This window comes from Priestia sp. BR_2 (assembly GCF_041954005.1).
In the GTDB taxonomy this organism is placed as follows: Bacteria; Bacillota; Bacilli; order Paenibacillales; family Paenibacillaceae; genus Paenibacillus_AQ; species Paenibacillus_AQ lautus_A.
The window spans coordinates 38,630-61,356 of sequence record NZ_JAVFHM010000227.1; the positions used below are offsets into that span (position 1 = coordinate 38,630).

General features: G+C 47.6%; 20 protein-coding genes and 1 pseudogene. 7 read left to right on the forward strand and 14 right to left on the reverse strand.

Going from position 1 to position 22,727, the window contains the following annotated elements:
* Window positions 1–130 precede the first annotated feature (130 nt).
* A complete protein-coding gene (locus RB298_RS17365; protein WP_486047708.1) occupies window positions 131–946 on the reverse strand; it encodes a ZIP family metal transporter in 816 nt (271 codons plus the stop codon).
* A 328-nt stretch (window positions 947–1,274) separates the two neighbouring features.
* On the opposite strand from RB298_RS17365, the gene RB298_RS17370 reads away from it, so the two are divergent.
* Window positions 1,275–1,838, forward strand: a complete 564-nt coding sequence (locus tag RB298_RS17370; protein ID WP_096775633.1) for an NAD(P)H-dependent oxidoreductase — start codon at window positions 1,275–1,277, stop codon at window positions 1,836–1,838.
* 74 nt (window positions 1,839–1,912) lie between these two features.
* Here RB298_RS17370 and RB298_RS17375 read toward each other — a convergent pair whose 3' ends face one another.
* From RB298_RS17375 to RB298_RS17390, 4 genes are all read right to left on the reverse strand, one after another.
* A complete protein-coding gene (locus RB298_RS17375) occupies window positions 1,913–2,284 on the reverse strand; it encodes a winged helix-turn-helix transcriptional regulator (RefSeq protein ID WP_096775632.1) in 372 nt (123 codons plus the stop codon).
* Window positions 2,285–2,387: 103 nt separating this feature from the next.
* Window positions 2,388–5,573 carry a bifunctional cytochrome P450/NADPH--P450 reductase gene (locus RB298_RS17380; RefSeq protein ID WP_486047709.1) on the reverse strand — a complete coding sequence of 1,062 codons (3,186 nt, stop codon included), beginning with the start codon at window positions 5,571–5,573 and terminating at the stop codon, window positions 2,388–2,390.
* A 389-nt stretch (window positions 5,574–5,962) separates the two neighbouring features.
* Window positions 5,963–6,556 carry a GNAT family N-acetyltransferase gene (locus tag RB298_RS17385; RefSeq protein WP_192572093.1) on the reverse strand — a complete coding sequence of 198 codons (594 nt, stop codon included), beginning with the start codon at window positions 6,554–6,556 and terminating at the stop codon, window positions 5,963–5,965.
* Between the two features lie 2 nt (window positions 6,557–6,558).
* Window positions 6,559–7,167: a TetR/AcrR family transcriptional regulator gene (locus RB298_RS17390; RefSeq protein ID WP_486047710.1), complete on the reverse strand. Its 609-nt coding sequence runs from the start codon at window positions 7,165–7,167 to the stop codon at window positions 6,559–6,561.
* 286 nt (window positions 7,168–7,453) lie between these two features.
* On the opposite strand from RB298_RS17390, the gene RB298_RS17395 reads away from it, so the two are divergent.
* Window positions 7,454–7,945: a DUF2798 domain-containing protein gene (locus RB298_RS17395; RefSeq protein WP_486047711.1), complete on the forward strand. Its 492-nt coding sequence runs from the start codon at window positions 7,454–7,456 to the stop codon at window positions 7,943–7,945.
* 126 nt (window positions 7,946–8,071) lie between these two features.
* Here the strand turns inward: RB298_RS17395 and RB298_RS17400 are convergent, their stop codons facing one another.
* From RB298_RS17400 to RB298_RS17425, 6 genes are all read right to left on the reverse strand, one after another.
* Window positions 8,072–9,205, reverse strand: coding sequence for an NAD(P)/FAD-dependent oxidoreductase (locus RB298_RS17400; protein WP_486047713.1), 1,134 nt, complete (start codon window positions 9,203–9,205; stop codon window positions 8,072–8,074).
* Between the two features lie 207 nt (window positions 9,206–9,412).
* The gene (locus RB298_RS17405) at window positions 9,413–9,787 is read right to left on the reverse strand and encodes a VOC family protein (RefSeq protein WP_486047715.1); all 375 of its coding nucleotides are present in this window, start codon (window positions 9,785–9,787) and stop codon (window positions 9,413–9,415) included.
* Window positions 9,788–10,016: 229 nt separating this feature from the next.
* On the reverse strand, window positions 10,017–10,976 hold the full coding sequence (locus tag RB298_RS17410; RefSeq protein WP_096775626.1) for a DUF5643 domain-containing protein: 960 nt from the start codon (window positions 10,974–10,976) through the stop codon (window positions 10,017–10,019).
* A 43-nt stretch (window positions 10,977–11,019) separates the two neighbouring features.
* The gene (locus tag RB298_RS17415; protein ID WP_096775625.1) at window positions 11,020–11,967 is read right to left on the reverse strand and encodes a DUF5643 domain-containing protein; all 948 of its coding nucleotides are present in this window, start codon (window positions 11,965–11,967) and stop codon (window positions 11,020–11,022) included.
* Between the two features lie 30 nt (window positions 11,968–11,997).
* A complete protein-coding gene (locus tag RB298_RS17420) occupies window positions 11,998–13,209 on the reverse strand; it encodes a DUF4179 domain-containing protein (protein WP_096775624.1) in 1,212 nt (403 codons plus the stop codon).
* Entirely contained in the window at window positions 13,196–13,741 is a 546-nt protein-coding gene (locus RB298_RS17425; protein ID WP_096775623.1) for a sigma-70 family RNA polymerase sigma factor, read from the reverse strand. Before RB298_RS17425 ends, RB298_RS17420 begins: the two co-directional genes overlap by 14 nt.
* A 202-nt stretch (window positions 13,742–13,943) precedes the next feature.
* Here RB298_RS17425 and RB298_RS17430 point away from each other — a divergent pair, with 202 nt between their 5' ends.
* The 3 genes and pseudogenes from RB298_RS17430 (at window position 13,944) to RB298_RS17440 (ending at window position 17,889) form a co-directional block, all read left to right on the forward strand.
* On the forward strand, window positions 13,944–15,431 hold the full coding sequence (locus RB298_RS17430; RefSeq protein WP_192572098.1) for an MDR family MFS transporter: 1,488 nt from the start codon (window positions 13,944–13,946) through the stop codon (window positions 15,429–15,431).
* A gap of 24 nt (window positions 15,432–15,455) precedes the next feature.
* A pseudogene (locus RB298_RS17435) lies at window positions 15,456–16,907 on the forward strand (alpha/beta hydrolase family protein).
* Window positions 16,908–17,001: 94 nt separating this feature from the next.
* Window positions 17,002–17,889 carry a TetR/AcrR family transcriptional regulator gene (locus RB298_RS17440; protein WP_096775619.1) on the forward strand — a complete coding sequence of 296 codons (888 nt, stop codon included), beginning with the start codon at window positions 17,002–17,004 and terminating at the stop codon, window positions 17,887–17,889.
* A gap of 187 nt (window positions 17,890–18,076) precedes the next feature.
* Here the strand turns inward: RB298_RS17440 and RB298_RS17445 are convergent, their stop codons facing one another.
* On the reverse strand, window positions 18,077–19,573 hold the full coding sequence (locus RB298_RS17445) for an Lsa family ABC-F type ribosomal protection protein (RefSeq protein WP_096775618.1): 1,497 nt from the start codon (window positions 19,571–19,573) through the stop codon (window positions 18,077–18,079).
* A gap of 489 nt (window positions 19,574–20,062) precedes the next feature.
* Here RB298_RS17445 and mscL point away from each other — a divergent pair, with 489 nt between their 5' ends.
* Entirely contained in the window at window positions 20,063–20,461 is a 399-nt protein-coding gene (mscL, locus tag RB298_RS17450) for a large conductance mechanosensitive channel protein MscL (RefSeq protein WP_015735016.1), read from the forward strand.
* Between the two features lie 211 nt (window positions 20,462–20,672).
* A complete protein-coding gene (locus RB298_RS17455) occupies window positions 20,673–21,119 on the forward strand; it encodes an OsmC family protein (RefSeq protein ID WP_096775617.1) in 447 nt (148 codons plus the stop codon).
* A 105-nt stretch (window positions 21,120–21,224) separates the two neighbouring features.
* On the opposite strand, the gene RB298_RS17460 is transcribed toward RB298_RS17455, so the two are convergent.
* Together RB298_RS17460 and RB298_RS17465 are read right to left on the reverse strand one after the other, a co-directional pair.
* The gene (locus RB298_RS17460; RefSeq protein ID WP_486047721.1) at window positions 21,225–22,022 is read right to left on the reverse strand and encodes a polysaccharide deacetylase family protein; all 798 of its coding nucleotides are present in this window, start codon (window positions 22,020–22,022) and stop codon (window positions 21,225–21,227) included.
* Between the two features lie 80 nt (window positions 22,023–22,102).
* Window positions 22,103–22,648, reverse strand: coding sequence for a DinB family protein (locus RB298_RS17465; protein WP_486047723.1), 546 nt, complete (start codon window positions 22,646–22,648; stop codon window positions 22,103–22,105).
* Window positions 22,649–22,727: the final 79 nt, after the last annotated feature.

Here is a 22,727-nt window from a genome sequence, read left to right on the forward strand (position 1 = left end):
GAAATGAGCATTGACCCCGCGAATGAGATTGGAACCCCGACCTAAGTCTAGTAAAGCTTGGGAATACACCGCAGACTATGCATATAAACAAAAAAAGCCGCAAGATCGCGACTTTTTCTTTAATCAAGTACTATCCCAATGCCACATCCAGAATCATCATCAGTACGAAACCGAACATCAAACTCATCGAAGCCAAATCCTTGTTGCCTTTTTCCTGTGAGCTTGGAATCACCTCTTCGGCTACGACAAAGATCATCGCTCCGGCCGCAAAGCTCAAGGCATAAGGCAGCATGGGTTCAATGAAGGCTACGGCGACCGCGCCTATCACCGCGGCGATAGGTTCGACCATTCCTGAAAACTGTCCATAAAAAAAGCTTCTTTTCCGCGACATTCCGTCACCGCGGAGCGGCATCGAGACCGCTACGCCCTCCGGGAAGTTCTGAATGCCGATACCTAGGGCCAGCGTCAAAGCTCCCACCAGAGATGCCTCCGTTCCCCCGTTCGCAAGAGCCCCAAATGCGATCCCCACCGCTAATCCTTCCGGAATGTTGTGCAGCGTGATGGCCAGAACCAGCAAGGTGCTTCTTTTCCTCACTTTCGGATTATATCCCTCCGCTCCTCCCATCGGAGAATTGGGGTGAAGATGGGGTAGAATCTTATCGATTCCCCATATGAATACTCCGCCTAATAAAAATCCGAACGCAGCCGGAAACCAGTTCCCGATCGGATTGCCTTCCGACAGTTCGATGGCCGGTGCCAATAATGACCAGTAGCTGGCCGCAATCATGACGCCACCGGCAAACCCCAACATACTATCCAGCAAGCGCTGGTTCAATGTTTTTGTAACAAAAACAAGAGCCGCACCTAACGCCGTCATCCCCCAGGTAAACAAGGTGGCCAGCAATGCTTGGATGATGGGATTGAAATTCATAAAAAAATCTACCATGCAACAAAGAACTCCTTCAATGAAATTAATATGATACTGATACTATTTCCTAATGCGAGCGTTACATGCATTTGTCGGTGATAATGAAATTCATCTAGAGAATATGTACCCGCACTCGTCCATTCCGATGCATTTCAATGCAAATAATTATATATCATAAATTTCATAAAGTTGATAGATTGTTTTTCCGTGGCACCGGATCGGACCTGCCGTTTCCCCAGAACGCTCACCTTTAGGTAAGTACCTGTAAGAAAAGTGCATACTTACATCAAACCGGCGAGCCCTTTATACTCTAGAACATACATCATATCCAAGGAGGAATCATCTTTTGAAAACTCTCGTTATTGTAACGCATCCGAACATAGAAACATCGATCATCAATAAGCGCTGGGTAGAAGAACTCCGGCAATACCCGGATAAGTATACCGTTCACGAATTGCACAAAGCGTATCCGAACGGAATCATTGACGTGGAAAAAGAGCAGCAGCTCATAGAATCGCATCAAATTTTAGTTTTGCAATTCCCCGTTTATTGGTTTAGCTGCCCGCCGCTCCTAAAAAAATGGCTGGATGATGTTTTGACTTATGGTTGGGCTTATGGTTCGAATGGAGGCGATAAACTAAAGAAACGCAAGGTCGCATTAGCCGTATCCGCCGGCATTAAAGAGGAAGATTATCGGGAAGACGGAAGGTACCGCCACACCCTGGGGCAGCTGCTGGCTCCATTGGAGACAACGTTCTTATACTGCGATGCCGATTATCGTTCGTTCTATGCTTTCTATGGGCAGGAGAAGGAACCTGGCGGAAACGCGCCCGACATGGAGCCGTGGCCGCCCCAAAGCACATTGGATATAAGCGCCCGGCAGTATTTGAAGTTCTTAGACAACCTATGATGAGTTGCTGCAACAAAGTAAAAAAGAAGTATTTCCTGCTGTAGGAAATACTTCTTTAGTTACATCGGCCGTCGTCAAGCTTCACGCTGTACACCTTCCGGAGCGCTCAAACTGTTCTTCTCTCCCCATTCGCACATCATGTGTAATACAGGTATGAGAGAAAGTCCGCGTTCGGATAAAGTGTATTCCACTTTCGGGGGAACCTGGGGATATTCCGTCCGAACGATGAGATCATCCGTTTCCAGCTCCTTTAACATGATGCTAAGCGTTTTAAAGGATATGGAGCCGATGCTTCGTTTCAGCTCGTTATGCCGCATGATCTTTTTTTCTGACAGCCAGTACAGGATGATCATTTTATACTTGCCGCCGATTAAGGACAATGTATATCCAAAGCCGGTGTCTTGGGGTTTCACGCCGGTCGGTACGCAGGTTTCGCTTTCCCGCATAAGCCACACTCTCCTTCCGATCTGTTTCCAAAGCTCGATATTAGGATCATTTTATCACAAATACGATCCTGGAAACTCAGGAGAATCCCTTTCGGCATGAGAATCAACCAGCCCAGACGTCTTTTACATATTGTCCTGTCGATTCCAAACCCGACAGCCAGGCAGCAGCATATTCAGCATTCACGCCATGGCGCTCCTGATAGGATTGAATCAGCGTTTGTTCCACCTCCGGAGCCATCCGGGAGCCGTCGCCGCAAATGTACATTTGCGCTCCGCCCTCAAGCAGCGACAGCAATAACATTCCGTCTTGTTTCATCAAATGCTGAACATAGCATTTCTCCGCTCCGCTTACCCTCGAGAAAGCCGTATGCAACGTGACCAGCCCCTCCTGCTCTGCCCGCTCAAACTCCTCGCGATACAGGAAGTCCTGCTCCGGATTCCGGCAGCCGAAGTACAGATGCGCGGCGCCCAGCTCTTGACCTGCCTCCCGAAGCGCTTGTCTCGCTTGGATAAATCCCCTGAACGGTGCAACGCCCGTGCCTGGTCCGATCATGATCATAGGCGTCGCTGGATCCTCCGGCAGCGCAAAACCCGACTCGGGAGACCGTATAAACATCAAGACCTCCGCGCCCGTTTCCAATTCGGCCAAATAGTTCGAAGCAATGCCCCGGTATTCTCCCTTGCCGCTCCATGCCCGGTCCCGAACGACGCTAACCGTGACGCTTGCCGTATTCCGGCTAACTTTCGGTGAGCTGGAAATCGAATAATATCTCGGCTTCAATGGCGGCAGAAGCTCAAGAAACCGTTCAAACGGCAGTTCGCAGGCTTCATACCGCTCCAGCAGGTCGAGCATGGTGATCCGTTTGGTCCGAACTTCGGCCTGATAGCTCGCTTCCTCTATCAGTTCTTGGAGCTCTTTGGCATGCGGCGGACATACCGTGCTAGCGGCCATTTCCCGTATCTGCGCCCTTGTAGCCGGTTCCTGCAGTTCCACGCTGCGGGACAGCAGATCGTCAAGGCGGACAGGTATGCCGGTCGGCAAATGCGCGCCGCTTCTTCCTTCTGCAGACAAAATAAGATGGGAGCCCGCGTTCAGTTTGAATCTTCGAAGTACTCGCTGAACCAATGGCTTTGGATTGACCGGAAGGACCCCCAGATGATCGCCTTCACGGTATTCCGTTCCCGGCGGGAGCGAGATTTCGATATGCTGCGTGATCCTTCCGCTGCCCTCATGCTGCAGATTGCGGCTAAATACGATACGCCCTGTCACGGCGCGATAGGTTTCCGTCAACGGAACGGCGGCCGCACCCTGGACGAACTGAACGGACAAGGCGCTGCGTTTCTGTCCATGGACCGCCGTAACCGGCAATCCGAGCGCTTGCATCAAATCCGGCCATAAATGCTCCGTCCACTCATCGACTTCCCGCTCAAAATCGCCGCTTGCATCACTTTCGCCGCGCTGGATCAAACGCTGGCCCCCTTTGAGTGCAAGCTGCTCGTCGATGAAGCGGGGAATGCGCTGATACGTGCTTGCCCAGTTATGGTCTCCGCACCCGTATACCGCGTAACGAACGCCCTCAATTTCGGATTCGTTCGCGTTCTCGAGCCATTCCGTGAAAGCCTTGGCATTGGAAGGCGGTTGTCCGTTGTACGATGCAGTAACGATGACTACAACGCCTTCCTTCGGAAGCTTTCCTGCATATTCGTCCAGTGTGCCCACCTGGCTGTCGAACCCTTGATGCTTCGCAGCATCCGCCACCTCTCTGGCAATTCCCTCAGCCGTGCCCAGATTGGAACCGTACAATGCGAGCAGCGGCGTATGATGGGCAAATGCCGCCGAAGGATCGGACTTGGCATCATCCCGCTTCTTCGATTCGAGCGAAGCAACTTGACCGCCACCCGGTACCAGGAGAGCCGTCCCGTCTTGACGGCTTCGAACCTGAATACGGAACCCTTCCGGCTTCAGAGTGAGTGTTTCCTTCACTTTCAGGTCATACGGCTGGTTATCGATCAGTTCGAAATATTTGAGAACCAAACCAAGGACCAGGGTTGCTTCCTGCAACGCAAATTGCTGACCGATGCAGGCGCGTTGTCCGTTACCAAACGGTTTGTAGGCATCATGCGGCACCTGGCTCGGATCCTCGAAGCGTTCGGGTCTGAACGTTTCCGCATCGTCCCCCCACACCCGCGAGTCCCGATGGAGCCCTGGAATCAGGACGGTCACGCTGTCCCCTTTCTTCATGGGATAGGTTCCCCCGATCGCCGTATCTTCCTTTGCATACAAGGAGAAAGCAGGCGCCGTTGGCCATAAGCGCAGCGACTCGTTGAGTACCATGCGGACGTATTTGAGTTCCCTCACCTGGTTATAGGTCGGAACGGGATCTTTCAGTACGCGGTCCACTTCGCTGACCGCCTTAAACAAGGCTTCCGGATTTTTCATCAAATAATAAATGGCAAAGGACAGCAACCCGCTTGTCGTCTCATGTCCGGCGATCAGAAAGGTGATGATCTGGTAACGGATGTTCTCATGATCGAGAGACTCGCCTGTATCGGGATCGACGCCTTCCAGCATATGCGCGAGCAAATCCCCTTCTTCACCGCCGTGCTTTCTGCGATCTTGGATGAGCTCATCCACGAGGGAGAACATGAACTGGATATCCTCCTGAAACTGCCGTTTCTTTTTAATCATAAACATGTCCTGGATGCCCAGACGATGAAGCTGGTTCATGCCCTCATCCAGCGCCCGCACCATACTGTCGATAAATGGATGGTTGTCTTCGCGGTAGAAGCTGTTAAACCGGTAATTAAATCCGCAGAGGCCGATCGTATCCAGCGTCAAGCGCGTCATGTCGGCAGGAACGTCCACGGTTTCGTCCGGATTGAGCCGAGCCCATTTCTGGACCAGCTGCATGGCGATATCGACCATTTTCGTGTGGTAGCCTTGCATCGCGCGCTGGCTGAAGCTGGAGAGCAGAATGTTATGGGCTTTTTTCCAGTTTGGCTCCTGCGTGGCGCTCGTAAACAATCCATCCCCCGCGAATGGGCGGACATTCTGCAGCGGTGCCCAGATTCGTTTATCAAACCGCTTCTCGTCACAAGCATCCTTGACATATTCATGTCCCGAAACGTACAGTTCCTTGCGTCCGCCTGGATATTGAAATTGAAAGATCGGTCCGAGCTCGGAGGCAACTTTCACAAGCGATTGGACCGGTGCGGCGGAATCCAGCAGCGGCAGATTGCCGAGCGGACCGTAGGTTTTAGGCTGAGGCACTTCCTTGGTTTGTGTCATGCGATCTCCCCCCATCATCCCTGTCATCTCTTTGTATTTGCCCATATTCGGGCAGAATAATTCTCGTTCCAGAACCAATTGACCATTTTCGTAATATGGTCATTTTCATGTAAAAAAGGAGGATTCGACGCGGCATCGTTTGTTTTCACTTACAATGGCTGCCTGATCCTGCCTTTACCCTATCATGATATGGATATCCGCACATCTGCCGGAGGTCCGTAATATCGTATAGGTCCGCTGTTATTCGTTTATTACTTTTCAACCAGGAAGTGACCCGTTATTACAACTTTTGGACTATGAATCCAGAATATCGTTTGAACCGATATGGCCATAACCCTACATGTAAGCTGACATTCACGGATCTATGCTAGTGGATTAATCCGTGTTCCTCATTTTACTTGCTTTAGAGATACGATATGATTAATGCCTATTTTTCCTGCTCTCTTTGGGGGAATCGTGGTCCGTTTGTATTCCTTAAAACCCATCTTTTCGTAGAGTCTCATCGCTGGTACATTCGTATCGGCTACCTCTTCTATTAAAAACTCACGGTATGGAGCAGCTTCAAGAATATGGCCTATGATCAGCGAGCCTACCCCTTGTCCTCGATATTCCGCGGCCGTCCCCACAAACTCAATCGAACACTTCATCGGAGACGGATTCGCAAGTGGCGTTTCAAATTCCTTTTTCAAAAACATGTGCGCAAGGCTGCCCTTATATAATCCCAAATGCTTCCGCAGCTCTTTTTTGTTGAGTTTCACGGATAAAGAGGTGCCGTCCGAACATGCAGCCATTCCAGCCACTTTGTCGCCGGCAACGGCAACATAAAATTGGTCCAGGTTAAACATGTGCGCAAAGGCTCTGGCGATTTGCTCCTCATCTTTAGAGAAATACCCAAGCCATTGCGAGAACCCATCTGCAAAAATACGGGACATTTGAACTCTTGCATCCATTTCTAATTGATCGGCTTTCCTAACTGTAAACATAGTCACTCTACCTCCTTGAACAGGAATAATGTGAGTACGCTCGGTGATGGCATTACGAAGTTGTTTTTCATTATCACTTTCATATCAGCCAGGCCCTGCAATGCCGAATAAAACAACACGGCCATTTCATGGGCATCTCCAGGACGGAAATCGCCTGACTCCTGTCCCTTCTTAATAAGTGCGGCGGTAGAACGCAACAGCCGACCATTTACCTCTAAAACCTCAGCTTGTTTCCGATTGGCTCCATCACCGGAGAAAAACAGCTGATTCATGAGAATCAGCAAATTGGCAAGCTCTTCCCCATCCTGCATATCGTGATAAATTTCGTCAACAAACTGCGTCATGAGTTTTTTCGGCGAATCAGCGTCTTCGAAGGTTTGGATGATTTGGGTCAAGCCGTCAAGCGCAAATTCAACAAGTTCATTAAACAAGCTGTCTTTTGTTTTGTAATGCCGGTATAAAAGCCCGATGCTGATACCCGCTGCATCCGCTATGTCCTGTACATTCGTGGAGCCGAACCCTTTTTGAACAAAAAGCCGCATTCCGGCGGATTGTATTTTTTGTCTGGTTGCGTTACGCATTTCTTCGTATTGTTCCTTTGTACGTGGCAAGCTGCCCCTCCTTTTTATTGAGTGAGTTTTTACTCATTATAAAATGCTGATCTTGTATAATCAAGCCATAAACGATGGAATTAGCAAATTGGCCCCCAAGAGCAGTAAATCAAACCGCATGATTTCAAGATGATAATCGAAACTAGCGTTTGCAGATTCGCAATATAATTAGTCGCAGTTTTTTGTTGCATTAGAAACTTTTCTGTAAATGTTCACAGAATTTTCACTTACGAGGAGCTTTTCCCCATCCCTATAATTACAAAGGTAACTAGAAAGGATGATGAAAGTGCCAACAACTAAGAAAGAAAATTTCTATTTCGGTATAATGATGTGTGTGGGGATGGTCATCATGATGACCACCTACAATCTGATCACGAACGGATTGATCGGAAACATATCGCTTGCAGCCGTACTCATGCAGTTTGTTCTGGGCTTTATGATTGCCTTCCTGCTGGAGCTGTTTGTTGTCGGCCCTGCAGCCAAAAAAATCGTATTTTCCATAACGCGCAACAAATCCAGCAAAATTATCATGATCGTGGCAATGGCCTTTTTTATGGTGATTGGGATGGTGACTTTTATGTCCATGTACGGTCTGGCGTCCTCTTACTATGCCGACGGCCTGCCTGGTGAATCGCTGCTTGGAAGCTACTTCTCCATTTTCATTAAAAATTTTGTGTTTGCGCTGCCGCTTCAACTTCTCATTGTAGGCCCGATCGTGCGGTTCCTGTTTGGCAAGCTGAAAGCCAACCGCATGAACGAATCCCTCACGACCGTCTAGAATGTCGGAGTCTTCGCCATACTCATCAATAAAAGCCGCGATATGATCGCGGCTTTTTGAAATCCAGTATTCATCTGCATGGAGGATATTTCTGCGATCCATTCCTGGCTCTGTTCAGCCGAAGCTTCAAACTTGAGCTTCTTCCATGGCTTTACGAACATCATAATCGCGGATGTCGATATCCAGCGGCATGCGGAGCGCCAGCTTTGCCAGCTGATACCCTAGAAACGGACCCATCGTTAGTCCGGACGCTCCCAGCCCGTTTGCCGTAATCAGCCCTTCCCACTCGGGAACTGGGCCGATGACGGGAAGAAAGCCGGGCGTAAACGGACGAAAACCGACTCGCACTTCCTGAAACGTGCTGTCCGCTAAATCAGGCGCCAATGCCAATCCTTTATTCAGGATTTCCTGCATGCCGCCAGGGGTCACCCTTGTATCGTAGTCCTTGATATCATTTTCGTGAGTCGCCCCGATTACGATCCTTCGGTTATCGAAAGCGAGCAAATATTGATCCGAAGGCGGCATGATCACCGGCCAGTCTCCTGTATCTGGATGATCGGACACCTCTACATGCATGATTTGCGCTTTCTGATAGTGAACCCCAAAATGAATGCCTAAAGGCTGCAGCAGTTGTTTTGCCCAGGCGCCGGCACAGACGATGACTTCATCAGCCGAGTAGCGCTTGGATCCGACTTGGGCTCCAGTTACGCGGCTTGCCTGATACTTCAGCTCGGCATTCCCGTTTATTAGCTCGGCTCCGTGCCTTTGCGCTGATCGGATCAACGCATCTCGCAGTGCACGACCATCGACACGGGCGGCGCCGCTAATGTGAACGGAATGATAGCCTTCCTGGAGCAAAGGAAACCGTTCACGGGTTTCTTCCTGATTCAGCCGTGTGATCTCGCCGATTTCCGGAGCATCCGCTTTTCTCGTATGCGCCCGCTCGTCCATCTTACTGATTATGTTCACATCTTCATGAATGCTAAGAGCGCCGACTTGAGCGTAACCCGTGTCAGTCTCGCCCTCGCTGATAAGCTCGTTTATTAATTCAGGATAAAAGCGTGCTCCGGCTTTGGCCAATCGGTACCATGCCTGATTCCGCCTTTGCGACAGCCAGGGACATATAATTCCTGCCGCGGCATCGGTAGCCTGCCCTTGATCTTTACGGTCTATAACGAGGACTTCCGCTCCCATTTTGGCTAACTGATAAGCGGTCGATGCCCCCAGAATTCCAGACCCTATGACGATGACTTTCCTCATGTATGACATTCCCTTCCTCAAAGCACTGTATCCATTATAGCGAATGCAAGAAAAAAGTATAATGCACATCATCTCAGCGGTTTGAATCAGGCGGCTAAAACATGTCAGCGGAGCATTTCTTCCCTATAAAAGAAAATACGAAAAAGCCGCCAAATAGGCGACTTCACATCCATGTGATCTATGGTTGTTTTTACGGACCGGTTATTATTATTTTTCCATGACAGCAAAATAGTTTTCTTCATAGTCTGCAAAGTTGAACACTCTACCGGAAGGCATATTCACCACTTCGCCGACCGTGATATTGCGGCTGGTTAGATGGCTGTGCAGCGCATCGAAATCTTCGGTGAACAACATTAAAGAAGGTGTGCCCAAATGTAATCCCGGCGACATTTTGGCTACGAGCTCCTTATCATGCAGAATGATGCTTGTTTCTGCTTCCTTCGTTGGAGCGATTTCAATCCATCTCATTTCACCGTTGTTCTCTTCAGCGATAACTTCAAATCCTAGCATCTCAGTCCAAAACTTCACGGCTTGATCCTGATTGTATACATACACCATAATTTGACCAACTTTGCTAATCATCGATTCTACACTCCCTCGTATAAGTAAATGAAATGTTAAACCAGCCTGCTTCTATGACTTCCTTGTCTCTTCAGATCATAACATGCCAGATGTAAGTATATTTCTTATCAATTGCGAATTCAGGTTAATTATTGGTTGAATTTCGTAATTTAGAAAATATAAAAAGAAGTGCCCGCAGAAGTTTTGACGGGCACTTCTTCACTTGCTCCAAAATTGGTAATCTAGTGAATTATTTAATAGGGATACTCACCTCAAGATCTTTCAAGTAATTTTTGACGATCTCTCCGTTCTTATCCAGTTTGAATTCGCCTGAAGCTGCATTGGGATCTTTGAATTCAGGTGTGAACGGCTTCATGAAAATAGATTTTGCGCTTGCATCCGGAGCCTCCAGAATGAAGTCGTAATAGAAATCACCGTTCTTGTTGTTCTCATCGGTGCCTCTTCCCGATATTCGCTCCAGTTCATTACCTTGATCATCAAAGAAATCATACAGGATCGTTGAATCATGTCCGCCCTTCAGAACGAACTGAATTCGGGTGGAGTGAGCTGTTGAATGAACCTGCTTTAGCGTCAAGCGGAGATCATCCATTTTTTTAATTATGTTAGGCAGAAGAACAACCGGTTTGTTCACCATTTTTTGAATAGGAATCTCCAATGTGAACGGTTTTTGAACACCTTCCAGATGTATTTTAGCCGTTAACTTGAACTCGTCAGGAAAAGCTTCAAGATTACCTCCAAGCAGGGAAGCATCGCTCAGTATCATAATCGCATGATTCGCATCTGTACCCGGTGATGTGCTTACGCTTGGTCTTTTCGACAAATCCCCTCCCGCAAATTCGTGTATGGATTTACCGTCAATGAAGACGTCCATTTGGCGGATAGAACCTTTATCATGGATATATTCACCCATCTGCTCATCCCAATGGCCACCGGTTAAACTGCCGGAAAGTCCTTTACCGCTTCGCTGCAGTTCAACTTCAACATGGTTGCCGTCGTATAAAGATTTGGACACTCCAAGGGTAATCCCTTGTTGGGTATCGCTAACTACCTTGGATTCGTCTTGGACCATGCTGGACGCTTGAGGCTTTGTTGCCGTTATACTCGCCGCTTGAGCAGTTCCCCATACTGCTCCACCCAGAATCATACCTGTCAGTGCCACGGTACTCATTACTTTAAACATTGTTTTCATGTTTTTTTTTCTCCATTCGATTTCTATTTTTTATGTTCGTTCGCTATTTAACCAAAAGGCGAATCTCAATATCTTTCATGTATTGTTTGATGATGTTGCCTTTGCTGTCCAACTTATATTGACCGGAGGTGTCATCTTTCAGCTCAGGCTTAAAGGGCTTTATGGTCAATGAGTTCACATTTTTGCCCAGCCCATCAAGGAGGATATCATAATAGTAATCACCTTTTTTATTATTCTCGTCGGTCCCCCTGCCACTGATCATGTTAAGCTGTCTACCTTGATCATCCACAACATCAAAGGAAATCGAATTCTTTCCAGGACCTTTTAGGATGAGCTGTAATCTTGTCGAAGTAGTCGTAAGGGCAGCCTTGTTCAATGTCATGCTTAGACCATTCGATTTCTTGGTGACATTTGGCTTTAGAACGATCGGCTTACTTGAACCTTTTTTTATCGGAATATCCAACTTGAAGGGTTTGCTTACACCTTCAAGGGAAATTGTGGCATTGAGCTTAAATTTATCGGGAAAAGCCTTGATGTTTCCTCCAAGCTGTGAAGCGTCCGTCAAGGTAATGATCGCTGTGTTCGGATCAGCGCCTGCTTGCCAGCTTAAACTTGGTTTTTGCGCCAGACTTCCGGTCTCATGGATTGATTTTCCTTCGATCAGGATGTTCATATTGCTGATGGAACCTTTCTCCATAATATATTCACCGGTCTTGCTATCCCGCTTCCCTTCCGTAATTCCACCAGTAAATCCTTTGCCACTCCGATTGATCGTAATGCTGACATGGTTCCCGTCGTATACTGCCTTGGTTACCCGAAGAGTGATTCCGGATTGTGTAACAGTTATGGCTGAAGCAGCAGCCATTATCTGCGCAGAATTGCCGCTGACACTAGCCTTATCGGCGGCTGCGTCAGCATGACCCAAGACTGTTCCCCCAAGAAGCATCGCAGCGAGTGCTGCCGTAGACATGACTTTACATATTTTTTTCATAGGATCTCCTTGAAATGTCTTTTTATATTTTTACCATTGAACGTCATAGAGCTTCTCCAAACCGAGATGATCCACTGGAATGGTAATCTCCAATTCCTTCAGGTACGTCTTGACTATTTCTCCGGTACTATCGACTTTGTACAAGCCGCTGTTAGCTACGGGATCTTGAAAGACGGGCAGGAATGGCTTGATCGTTATGGATTCTGGCGCATCCTCAAACCGGTCAAACATCAACTCCAGCCGCTGTTGTTGTTGTCGATCATCCCGGTAGACTCCCTTCCCGGAAATCCGGCCGAGCTCTCTCCCCCGATCATCCCAAACCTCGAACAGCAAATTATGCTCACCAAGCCCAAGCTCCCCTGACTTGTCCGTGCGTTCCAGATTCAAGATGAGATCTGTGGTGATTGGAGTGAACTTCAGCTGCTCCAGCGTAATTTGAAACCCGTTCCATTCTCTTGTTTCTCCAGACGAGACCGTAATTTGATCTGCATTTTTCCGAACAGGTACATTAAAGATATAAGGGGCATCAATTCCTTCAAGCGTAATTTTGGCAGTCAACTGGAATTGATCCGGCAAGGATTGATTATGATTTTCTGAATATGAAAAGCCTATGAGTTCGTACAGTACGACGTTGGGATCCGAAGTCGGCTTGCCAATCAAACCCGGTTTATCGCTTAGGCCGGGGTCATGGATGGAGGTGCCGTCTATGAGCATCTCCACATCGGTTATGGCTCCTCTTTGAAATCTAAGCGTTGTATCCATGTCCTCCTGGATAACTTCAACATCCGATATCCCCCCGGTAAATCCTTCACCCTCCCGCTTCACCGCCAGGGACAAACGAGTCCCGTCATATACAACCTGCGGTATTCGAAGGGTCACACCTTGGTGCGTTACGCTAGCGTTCGGTTCAGCTGCCAAACCTCGCTCCCCCGCTGTTTGAAGCCCCAAATCATCGGCTAACCTGAAAATACTGCTGATCAGCGGAATTTTTTTTAGCGATTCTGCCATTACCGGTGATACGTAAGCACTGGTTATCAACGCAATCATGGCCGCCGCGGCCGTAGTTGCTACCATTCTGCGTATCTTAGTGGAACGATGTTGCTGATTCGATCTCGTTGACATCGGAAGATCTGTCAGAGAAGCGTAAACCTCATCCTGATGGCGGCGAATCATATCCGGAACCTCGCTCCGTGGCCCCTTCCCTATCTCCCGCAGTTCTTTATCCAAGTCAAAAGGATTCATAGGCCAGCTCCCCCTTCCGATTTTGTTTTACCTGGTCAAACAATATTCCCCGCGCTCTGTGAAGACGCGCCCTTACAGCACCATCCGTAATATCAAGCACACTTGCGATTTCCTTAATGGGCAAATCCTGAAAATAGAACAAGTGTATAACGATTCGAAGCGATTCATCTAAGCGTTCTACCGCTTCACGAAGATCCAGCTTGTGGCTGTCTTCATAATAATCGGATGTTCGTATGCGCTCAGGCACTTCTGCCATGACTACGGTACGCTCTCTGCTTCGAAGCAGCTGATTGCATTCATTGATCAGAATCCGAATCACCCAGGTTTTAAAGTACTTTGGTTTTTGTAATGTAGATAAAGATTTATATGCTTTAAGTGTTGTCTCCTGAAAAGCATCCGCACAATCTTCATCGCGTTTTAGAATGGACTTCGCCAAGCCGTACAGTTCGGGTTCCAGCCTCCGGAAGAGCCGGATAAACGCTTCACGATCTCCTCGCTGCGCTCTCTTGACTTCATGTTCCGATTCTCGCACGATATTCATCTCCTTTTGAGGGCCCTCTATAAGATTAGATGGACGAGCATACCAAAATGTTATATTTATCGATAAAAAATTTGATGGATACCCGTTTGACACAAATTACGTTCATCGTTACTATTATAAATGACTTATTGGTTTTTTTAAAAACCAATAAGTTCAAATTGTAAAATTTTTAAAAGAAAGTGGGTTCACCAACATGTCAGATCCATCTGCAATTGTCCGTAACACCTCAGAAGAAAGAGCTTTTGCTATTAAAGACATCCTTGCGCCATTGCTTGCCGTCATCATCGGCACCTTCATGGTCCTTTTGGACAGCACGGTCGTCAATGTCGCCGTACCTACGCTGGTTCAATATTTTGATAGCTCTCTGCATACCATTCAATGGTCGATCGCCGCATACACGCTTGCATTGTCCGCGGTCATCCCTCTCGCGGGATGGCTATCGGATAAATTTCAGCCCAAACGGGTGTTTCTCATATCGATCGGATTGTTTACGATAGGATCCGTGTTATGTGCTTTTGCCCAGACAGCCGAGCAGCTTATCGCCTTTCGTGTTATTCAAGGTATGGGTGGCGGCATGGTGTCGCCGATCGGAATGGCGATGGTATACCGTTTGGCACCTCCTGACAAAAGAGGTTCTATTATAGGGATGTTTGGAATTCCTTTACTGCTTGCCCCAGCGCTCGGTCCCGTATTATCCGGATGGCTGATTGAGTTTGTCAGCTGGCAATGGATATTTCTGATCAATCTCCCCATTGGCATGATCGGACTATTCGTGGGCATCAAACATCTGCCTTCCTTTTCAGAAAAAGAGGCTCCGTCTCTGGACATTGTCGGCATGCTTCTTGGGCCTGTAGCTTTTGCCATGATTACTTATGGAGTCAGTGAGGGAGGGGTAAGCTGGACTTCCGCCAAGACTTTATCCGGTCTGATCATTGGTGTGTTAGCACTTGTTCTTTTCATATGGTCTTGTTTGAGACAAGAACAGCCTTTGCTTGAGCTGCGTGCGTTCAGATCGACTGATTTTACACGTGGTATCATCATCTCCTGGATCATGCAGGCAGCGATGTTCGGTTCCGTGCTTCTATTCCCGCTGCTTCTTCAGCAGATTAGAGGTTTCACTCCGCTGACGACCGGGCTCATCCTGCTGCCGCAGGCAGTCGGTTCCATGATTTTTATGCCTATGGCCGGAAGGCTTTTTGATAAGGTGGGCGCACGTCCTCCGCTTGTGGCCGGAATGACGCTGATGACAGCGGCGTTGTTCACGATGTCTTTTGTTCGAACCGATACCCCTTTACTGCTGATCATGATCGTATTGTTCTTCATGGGCTCCGGCATGGGGTTATCGATGATGTCCCTGAATACGCATGTATTAAATGCAATCCCTAAGAGCCTTGTAAGCCGGGTTACTCCGCTAACAAGTGCATCGCAGCAGGTCATCGCTTCGTTTGCCGTAGCCGGCTTCACGGGATATTTATCTTCCCGGATGACATCAAGCCTGCCGAATAACCCTGTTGGAACCAACCCTATGGATTCCCATGCTGCATCCTTTGCGGACACCTTTTTCCTGGCTGCCTGCATTGCTTGCGCGGGACTGGTTCTCAGCTTATTTCTTAGAAAACCCAAACAAATAACCGATGTATTCTTCGTTCCATTGAACAGCAGACATAATAAGCCACAATAACCGTTACACATAGGAGGAACTTACTTGAGAATCGGAGAAATGGTTATCATACTATTCATTATCGCGCTGGCTATAATTACGATTTGGGGCCAAAGATCGAAGAAAAGCCCGCTGATTTACTCGTTAATCGCGCTATATATCGTTACGGTTGTGCAGATCATCGTTGAGGATTGCCGGTGGCAAATGATTCCTTGTTATGCGGCTTCCGTTATCCTAACGATTTGCATCATTTTTAGAAAACCCAAAAAGAAACCGCGCAGTAAGAGCGGGAGAAGATGGATAGCCGGGTTGTGGACCACGGTATTGCTCCTATACGCTTCGGTCATGGTCGCACTGCCTCTCCTGCTCCCTGTATTCGCATTTCATCAACCTTAGGGAACCTATAGTGTGGGAACTGCGGTATACCACTTTATTGACAATCACCGGCCCGATGAGTATTCTGCCGAACCGACGGATCACCGCGAGCTGATGGTACAGTTATGGTATCCCTCCGAGCCCGAAACGGGGGAAGAAGCCGCACCCTATATCCGTAATGTAACAGCGATTACACAAAGTCTCGAACAGGCCTTGTCCTTCCCTGCCTGGACGTTAAGCCATTTGGGTCTCGTGGAGACCCATGCCTACAGCAATGCCCCGCTGTCTACCACGGAGCAGGAATATCCGATCTTGATCTTTTCACATGGCATGACAGGTTTCCGCAACCAGAATACCTTCCAGATTGAAGAGCTGGCCAGCCATGGATATATCGTGGTTGGAATCGACCATGTCTATGATGCGGCTGCAACCGTATACCCGGACGGCCGGGAGATTTTGATCAACAAGCACCAGCTTTCTGGTTTTGAAGCGCTTGACGAGCACATGGCATTATGGACTCAGGATGTATCCTTTATTTTGAATCGGCTGGAACAAATGAATAGACAGGATGAACAGGAACGTTTTACCGGCCGTCTTGATCTGGAGCGAATCGGCATGTTCGGGCATTCTTACGGCGGTGCCGCTGCAGCCCAGATGCTGCTGAAGGATTCTCGTATCAAGGCTGCGATCAATATGGATGGAACCTTATATGGAGACCCCATGCCGAGCACGGGACTGAATAAGCCATACCTACAGATGAATGGAGAGAAGAGTATCGATAAGTCGATATTCGATAACTCGCTGGATCAAGCCATGGCGCAAAGCGGCCATACACGGGAGTATTACGAAGATTTTTGGGAGGAGACGGTAAGGCGTCGCATGAATGCTCTGCAGGGGGGCGGATACACGATGACGATACCGCATACTTCCCATATGAGTTATACGGATTTTCATCTGTTCTCTCCGCTGCTGCCTAACCCGGGAGAGAATCCAGAATCGGTTCATCGCATCATAAACGAGGTAAGCGTTGCTTTCTTTGACCAGCATCTCAAGGAAATACGGGATAACGCAATGAATGAATTATCGAAGAAATATCCGGTTATCGAGCTCGTTCAAGATTGAGGCGCCGTTCTTGTGCCTGTGGATTAGCTCTGCAAAAAACGATATGATAGTGATCGAATCCGGTTTGTTTGTACATCGTTAAGGGGGCCGCGCTATGAGTTTGTTAAAAGAAAAAATATTGCAATCGGCTATTCGTTCCTTTGCCGAAAAAGGATACCAAGCGACTTCGATTCAAGATATCGCGGATGATTGCAGCATTGCTAAAGGCTCAATCTATAAATACTATGGTTCCAAAGAAGAGCTGTACATCCGTATTCTGGAGAAACGACAGCAAGATATGATTGATGCCGTAGAACAGATCCGCAAAAAAGGTTTATCCCGCAGGGAAACTTTTCTTGAGGAGATCGCTTATCAGTTTGATTTTTTCATCGAGCATGGATATTATATATCGCGTGATCATAACGAGCTCCCACCGGCGAACAGTGACAAGATCGGTACCGTCATCCATCAGCTTCAATTGAATATGTTTCGTTATTACCAAGATATTTTGCTCCGTCATTACGGGGATTTGATAGCGGAATGGAAATGGGATGCTACAGCCGTCTTTAACGGATTGATCCGCGAGTATACCTTTCATGTCTTGTTTGGATTCAAACCGCTCATCCAAAAGGAATTAGCTGTTTTCATTGCTGAGCGAATGGATGATCTTGTACTGGGATTGGAAAAACGTGATCCTCGTCCCCTGCTCACCGACGAACTCATGAAGGAATATTCGATGATTGATCTAGAAGCACTTACCCATACGCAAGAAATTCGAAGAACGGCGTTGATGGATACGATCGAGTCGATTATCCCCGATATGTCCACTACGAATTCTAGAAAAAATGACTTGTCTGAGGTAACGGCAATGCTGCGGGAAGAGTTCTCCGCAGAACGTCCTCGACCCTTTTTGATCCAAGCGCTGCTAAAGGATCTGTCTTCGGAGAACGAGCTGACTTTTTACACGAATCAGCTGCTCCAGTTGATTCGAGAAGGCAATTAAGGTAGAGTTCAATTGAAATCAAGCGAGACTGGGTTTTCTGTAAGATTACCTAGATGATATAACAATAAAATGTTAAAAAAAGCTGCCGCTAATGAGCGGACAGCTTTTTTTGAAATTTACTATAAAAAAACATGGGCTAGCTAATCCATACTCCCGCTTCTTCCCGGGATAACCGCCTTGTTCTTTCTTATGCTTCTTGATTGCCTTCTAGCTCAACGATTTTCGTTGCGACATTTTCGCAAAATGCACGATCATGCTCCACGAACAGAATGGTCGGTGCATATTCCAGCAATAGCTCTTCTATTTGCATACGGGAAATAACGTCAATAAAATTTAGCGGTTCATCCCAAATATGCAAATGAGCCTGCTCACTAAGACTTTTGGCGATCAGGACCTTCTTCTTCTGTCCCCCGCTATAAGTCGAAATATCCTTTTCGAATTGGAGCCTCGAGAAATCGAGCTTCCGCAAGATGGATTTAAACAAGCTCTCGTCAATTCCACTGCTGGTGGCATATTCCGACAAACTGCCCCGAAGATGGGACGTGTCCTGGGATACGTAGGATATTTTCAGCTGACGATCCCTGCTGAGATGTCCCGTGTACTGCAGATCTTCTCCGCATATTAATTTCAGGATGCTGGATTTTCCTGATCCGTTTTTACCCGAAAGGGCAATTCGCTCCCCTTGTTCGATCGTGAAACTTACGTTCTCACACACCGTCTTGGAGCCATACGAGATGGATACATTCTCCAGCTCGGCCAGCTGCTTTTTGTGGTACTCGAGCTGGGAAATCGCAAGACTCTCGGAGCTCTCGATGTTTTTAAGGAGCTTCGATTTTTCTTCAATAGCGGATTGTTGCCGCTGCTCCAGGTTTTTGGAGCGTTTCATCATTTTTGCTGCCTTGTGGCCAATATAGCCTTTATCGACTTTGGAGCCGGAATTTCTGGTGCCGTTTTTTGTTTTTTCTACTTCATGCGACCAATTTCCCGTTCTTTTGGCAGAATTGGTTAACCGTTTAATGTCTTTCCTGAGTTTCTCGTCACTGGCAAGCTCAAATTGATCCTGTCGCTTTTTATTTTCCCACCATGCGGAGAAATTGCCCTTTTGGATCTCGATATTGGTTTTATTGATGGACAGGATGTGGTCGATACAGTCATCCAGGAATGCTCGATCGTGAGATACCAGAATGTACCCGCTTTTTTTGTTGAGATAGTCGCTGACCGATTTTCTCGCATGGATGTCAAGATGATTGGTCGGCTCGTCGATCAACAGGAAACGGTTCTCTTTGGTAAAGAGCGCCGCCAACATCACTTTGGTTTGTTCTCCGTTCGACAATGATGCATAAGGCCGATACAGAACATCTTCCGATACCTTCAGCAAGTTAAGCTCGCGCACGATTTGCCAATGAACATACTCCGGATAAATCTCTTCGATTACATCCTGGGTAAGGTATTCCTTGTGCTCGACATGGTAAGGAAAATAGTCGAAGCTCACGGCGGACGAAATATTCCCGCTGTATTCATACTTGCCCTGCAGCAGGTTCAAGAACGTGGTTTTCCCTCTGCCGTTTCTTCCGGTAAATCCTAATTTCCAATCGGTATCGATTTGAAAGCTCACATTCTCGAATATAGGATCATAACTGCTTTCATAAGCAAAGGTTAGGTTCGTTACATTAATTAATGACATTTTACTCATTCCTCTATGGCGAAATTTCAGAACGAAAAAAGCGCAGATAACACCAGATCCCCGGTGCTATCCACGCTAACGTTAACCTAACTATACCATAAAGAAACCAAGCGATTGATCAAGTCATCGCTAAGCATGCCTGTATATGAATATAGAAGGATAAAGTTCCGGTATCTGATTGGTTATGATGTGAACCTTGTCTAGTGTTCCCCGTTTCGACAGGTTCACATAAACATCTACAACCTCTAAATCAGTCATCGCTTTATCCCTCCTCTGTATGATCACTCATTATAGTCCGAATATAAAAAAAACTTAACATGAAAACCTCCCATTGGTCAACCTGCTCGGGTGTCTCGCTCAAAATTCTGAACGAAGGCCCATGAATTATTTCCGACTTTCCGATCTTGCGCAAATAGCGGGTTGCTGTTAGGATAATTCGAGTGGCAGCTAGCTGCCTAATCATATGGATCGAAAAGCAGGTGACCGATTATGAATTTGTTAAAAGAATTTAAAACCTTCGCACTCAAGGGAAATGTGCTGGATTTGGCCATCGGGGTGATCATAGGGGCAGCCTTCGGCAAGATCGTATCTTCGCTCGTGAGCGATATCATTATGCCGGTGATTGGCTTGCTTCTTGGCGGTGTGGATTTATCAGGGCTGAAGGCTACCATCGGGGACGCAACGCTGACTTACGGAGTCTTCCTTCAAACCGTCGTGGACTTCCTGATCGTCTCCTTCTCGATATTCATGTTCATCCGCACGCTCAACCGCTTCAAACGCAAAGAAGAGACCAAAGCCGAAGAACCGCCGGCTCCGTCGAAGGAAGAAGTTTTGTTAGCTGAGATTCGCGATTTGCTGAAACAGCAAAACCAGGCCTCCGAAAAATAAAACAGGATTCCATTAGAACGTGTTTTCAAGATGAAAACACGTTCTTTTTTTTGATCCACTACGGATAACATGGCGATCCCGACCTTATATGATATTGACAGATCCGAATCGCTAGAATTATAATTCATACTAACCCTACTAATATAGTATGTTTTAAAAAACGACAATTAACCGTCCAACCTTGGGCTGCCCGGAAAAGGAGAGATTCCACATGCCAAATGTTCAAACGTTTAAAGCTACCGCTCAATTGCAAGAAGGGGTAAAAGTCATAACGAAAGCAAGACAATTCGAGCTGGTCATCGATGAGCCTCAAAGTCTCGGCGGTACGGATACCGGAATGAATCCCGTAGAAGCCTTGCTTGCTTCCTTGGGTGCATGCCAATCGATCGTGGCCCGCGTTTATGCGCCGAAATTCGATGTAGTGCTCGAGGATTTCAGGGTAGACGTCGAAGGCGACTTGGATCTGGACGGATTTTTTAACCGCTCCGAGGTACGCCCCGGATACTCCGACATTCGATATACGTTTTACATCAAGACACCATCGTCCGCCGATAAGGTGGAGTCGTTCGTGGCATTCCTGGAGAGTAAGTGCCCTGTGGGCGATACGATTGCTGCGCCGGTGAATCTTAAGCTGAATCGCATCGTCATCGAAAACTGAACTCATGTACATAGAGGGAGGCAAGACTTGCACACAGCAGTCCTGCATCCCTCTTTTATCTTATGCTTAAGAACTTGAGTCTATGCTGGGCTCTACCTTCCAAATCTACAATCGCGCCATCTGACCACCTTTGATCTCTAAAGGCTCGCCGTCTACGCTAATCCACACGTTTAAGGCACTGGGGTTATGGATCATTCGGCTATCTGCCGAGAAACGAAGTTGGTCCAAGGCACTGCAGTATGCATAGATCTCGGCATTCGTGGCATACCAGATATCATTCCGCCCGCCGATCATGTCCCCGAATCGATCCACGAGATCCCAATTCCGGTCGTTCTCGAACTCGTAACTGTGGCCCCACACGTACAGGATGGCCATCCTGGAGAAAATCTGCTGCATATCCACGAACTTCTCCGCGTATTCCACCATTTCTTTATGATGACAAGTCGGATGCCAACGAAGCCAATCATCGGGCTTATGAAACGAGCCGTGGCTGTTTACCGTGCGAGCGTATTCCATGCCGACATATCTTAAAAGGCCGATCACTTGTTCACTGTATGTGCCGAACGGATAACTCATTCCCTTAATGGGGTAATGAACCAAAGCTTCTAACGCTTTCCGGTCCTCTACGACCTGCTCCACCACTTGTTCGGTAGGAATTTGCTCCAGGAAGGGATGATCCACGGTATGCGCGGATACCTCATGCCCCCGGTACAAGGATGCCACCTCCGAAGGGTCGATGTATCCGTCTTTGCCAAGCGTTCCGCTGTTCAAATGAAACGTGCCCCGTATTCCGTACTCATTCAGCTTCTTGACCAATTTTCGATCATGTTCGCGGCCATCATCAAAGCTAAGCGTCAGTGCCTTCTTGGCGTCATTCGGAAAACGGTCATATTGTATGCGCATTCAAGTTCCTCCCATTTAAGATATTGACGCATCATATCCTATTAAGTTTCATTATACGATGATTGACACCGGGACATCTATTATTTCCTGTTTACGGCATATAGGAAGCGAACATAGCCGATCTCTGCCGCATTTTTCATCAGCTCGACATTAAGCCAGGCCGCCAGCTTATGAAAGGGTTGATCCGTGAAAGGCCACTTGGTTCGTTCCGTCGAAAGAAAAGCATCGTCCGTCAACGCCGCCGCTTCACGTTCCCATCGCAGTCTCAAATCGTTAATCCGCTCTCTGGCCTCTTGAACGCTCCCAGCAGAATGGATATCGTTGCGGGTCATCGCCCCGTTGCCAAACGAATGGTTCAGCACCATCGTCCACCAATAGGTGATATGCCATGTCAGCCAGGTTATGCTGGGCGGGCCGATGTCGTACTCCTCGGATTCCGGCCATTCCGCGCGCCAGATTCCGGATTCGCGATAAACATGAAGCCCCTTCGAGGCAGGCCGCCAAAAAAACTCCTCGTCTTCAAGGCCCGTGAGATGCAAATTAAGCATCTGCCAAGCGATTTGGAACTGGAAATCAAGGGTGTTTCGAAGGATACAAGGCGGGTTAGCCGTATTTTTGTCCTGCATATTACATTCCTCCGTTATCGTTTTAAAAAAATATAGACGTTATTAATATTCGTCTATCAATTTAAGGATATAATAAGCG